Source organism: uncultured Anaerococcus sp. (assembly GCF_963510915.1).
GTDB lineage: Bacteria > Bacillota > Clostridia > Tissierellales > Peptoniphilaceae > Anaerococcus.
This window is the reverse complement of sequence record NZ_CAUPHG010000145.1, coordinates 1-3,055: the sequence shown is the minus strand read 5'-3', so window position 1 is coordinate 3,055 and position 3,055 is coordinate 1. Positions and strand designations below refer to the sequence as shown.

The following is a 3,055-nucleotide window of genomic DNA, read 5'->3' as shown; positions in this document are numbered from 1 at the left end:
TTGAATCATATCCTACAAGCTCATATGCCATAGCTATAACTTCAGGCTCATTTGGTTTTTCTTTTAAAAATGAATTTATTGAATCAATAGGCAAAAAGGTAAGCCTACCAAGCTTTTCACTATTTACAAAATTTATTAAATCTCGAGTATCTTACTTAGTCCTAGTTACAATATTTTGTAAACCAGAACCAATTAAATTGTCTATTATTTCTTCATAGCCAACCCTTACAGAAATTAGGTTAGCAAGGGTATCAAGGTAGAATCCACCTAGACCATTTATCTTTGTCTTTTTGAGAAAATCCTGGACTGGATAAAAATATCCTTGATTATTTTCCAAAAGATTTTTTTCTATTTTATAATCAGAAAGAAAAGATTTTATATCAAGTTTTAAGTTATTTAAGCTTGACATATTTTTATCTAAATCAGAATTTGCTTTATTTATCTCTTCTCCTAGACTTCTAATCTCATCTTCTATGCTTGAAATATCATTAATCAATAGCTCTTCTTTGGATATTAATTTTTCGAGTTCCTCTTTTAAACTTTCTATTTCTTGATCTAGTTTTCCTATCCTAATTCTTTTCTCTTCTATATCTTTTTTTCTTTGCTCGTCAATTATTGCCCTAGATTTTTCATAAACTTGGTAATCTAAAATCTTGGCTTTTACTTCTTCGTATGCTAGATTCTCATTAAAAATTTCATCAGTCAAAATTTTTATTTCATTTTCTAACCTTAACTTATCATCCTTTTTTTGTTTCAAGTCACTTTCAAGGTTAAAAATAGAATTTTCTAGCTTTTTAAGGCTTGATTGTTTTTCATCTAAATCCTTGCTCTCTTTGGCAAAATCTATATTAAGTTTCTCTAGAACTTCCCCAATCCTTGCCTTATCCTTCCTATCATAATCAAGTTTTTGCTGGTTTAATTTTATAGTCGAATTGGCTTTGTCTATATTTTTCTCATAGGAAGACAGACTTGCTAGAAACTTATCAAGCCTTTCCTTATCAAAATCATATTCTTTTTTGAAAGGACTTAGCTTTTCCTTTACAGCTTGGTTTTGAGCTTTAATACTTCCGATTTTTTCTTCTAAATCCTCAATTTGATATTTAAGCTTATCCCTTCTACTAATCAGATCCACAGACTTATTCTTTAGATAAAAGAAAGATTTTTTATTTATTTCCAAATTTAAGTCCTTATGCCTTAGGTAATTTTCCTTATAGGACTTAAAAAGGTCATAATCTTTTTTCTTGTATTCAAGTTCCTTTTCTATTATCTCAAGGTCATCATTCACAGATTCTAATTTTTTGCTTGCTTCATCTCTCCTATACTTGTGTTTAGAAATCCCAGAAGCCTCTTCAAATATAGCCCTCCTGTCATTTGGAGAAGAAAGAATTATCTCATCAATTCTTCCCTGACCAATTATGGAATAACCTTCCTTGCCAACGCCAGTATCAAAAAATAATTCCCTAATATCCTTTAGTCTAACTCTTTTGTCATTAATCTTATATTCATTTTCGCCAGACCTATAAATCCTTCGAGTGATAGTCACCTTATCATAGGCAATATCCAGTTTCTTATCTTCGTTTGAAAAATTAAGCTTAACCTCAGCTATATTCATAGAAGTTTTAGCACCTGTGAATATAACGTCTTTCATATTAGCTCCACGAAGACTTTTTACAGACTGCTCCCCTAATACCCACCTTACGGCATCAGAAATATTAGACTTGCCTGAACCGTTTGGTCCTACAACTGCTGTAATCTGACTATCAAATTTTATTGTTGTCTTTTCAGCAAAGGACTTAAAACCTTTAAGCTCTATACTTTCTAGTCTAATATAAATCACCACCGTACTTTTTTTCTACATAAGCTCTCATAAACTCTTTTAAATCCAAGTCTATTTTCTTACTATCATTTTCTATGAATATATCTTCATCATCAGTAAAGCCCATTTTAATCTTATACTTATTATAAAAATATTTTTTGTTAGATTTTTTATTGCCTGCTATTAAAGAAATATCTTTAGGATTTGCATGGATAATAATATCTCCAGATAGGTTTTCCCTTCTTATGATAGTTTCAAGATATAACCTGTAAATATAAGATTCTACAAGTTGCCTCATGGCAGGATGAAAGGGACCAGCAACCACGTCTCTTCCTTCGTTAATATTTTCTGTTGGCTGAAGACCAATCCTAATGACATTAATATCCTTATAGTCAAAAATCATTAGAATTTCTGCTGATATTTGGGCTGCTTCTTCAAGGCTTAAAGGTTCATAAAGACCAGCATTGTAAAGTTTTTCTAGCTTAGTATCTTTAATAACTAGGGTTGGATAAATCCTTGCTATATCTGGTTTTATTCTTGCAGATTCGAGGGCCGTTGCAATAATCTTTTCCCTCCTATCTTTGTACAAACCTGGCATAATTTGATGGCCAAGAGTAAAACCATATTCTTTAATGAGTTTGCTTGCTCTTTTAGAATCAAGAGCAGTATGGCCCCTCTCATTTGCAGCAAGGACTTCATCATCAAAGGACTGGATTCCTAGTTCTATTGTATCAACCTCATAAGCTTTTAAAGTATCTAGAATGGAATTATTTATATAATCAGGTCTTGTTGAGAGTCTGATTCTATCAATAATGCCCTTCTTTTTATAGTCACCAGCAATTTCTAAATAAGAAACCATGGTCTCATAGGGAAGACCTGTAAAAGATCCACCGTAAAAGGCAATTTCTTTTCGAGTTTCTTTGTCCTTAAAAAATGATAAATAATCTTCTATTTGCTTTCTTATAGAATCATCATCTGCTTTGTCTTTATAATTTGTAATCTTTACTTGGTTACAAAAGGCACAATCATGAGGGCAACCCAAAAAGGGAATAAAAATCGGAATAATTTGCCTAGTCATTTTGGATATTCTCACAGGCTAACTTAGCGGCCATTTGCTCAGCTGTTTTCTTATTTTTGCCTTGACCTTGAGCCAATATTCTATTTCCAAGCCTTACTTCCATGGTAAAAGTCTTATCATGCTCAGGTCCTTCTTCTTTGACTAAGTCGTAAGATAAGTTC

General features: G+C 31.8%; 4 protein-coding genes. All 4 read right to left on the bottom strand.

Features of this window, described 5'->3' with window-relative positions; translation table 11 throughout:
* Nucleotides 1-136 (bottom strand): hypothetical protein (locus RQ893_RS08860; RefSeq protein ID WP_311482647.1); only part of this gene is annotated, 136 nt, incomplete at its 3' end.
* Between the two features lie 15 nt (nucleotides 137-151).
* Complete coding sequence (locus RQ893_RS08855; protein ID WP_311482645.1) at nucleotides 152-1,837, bottom strand: AAA family ATPase; 1,686 nt, start codon at nucleotides 1,835-1,837, stop codon at nucleotides 152-154.
* Nucleotides 1,824-2,894, bottom strand: coding sequence for a radical SAM protein (locus tag RQ893_RS08850; protein WP_311482644.1), 1,071 nt, complete (start codon nucleotides 2,892-2,894; stop codon nucleotides 1,824-1,826). Before RQ893_RS08850 ends, RQ893_RS08855 begins: the two co-directional genes overlap by 14 nt.
* Nucleotides 2,887-3,055, bottom strand: a 169-nt coding sequence (locus tag RQ893_RS08845) for a putative dsRNA-binding protein (RefSeq protein ID WP_311482646.1), incomplete at its 5' end; no start/stop codon positions are given. The genes RQ893_RS08845 and RQ893_RS08850, both read right to left, overlap by 8 nt.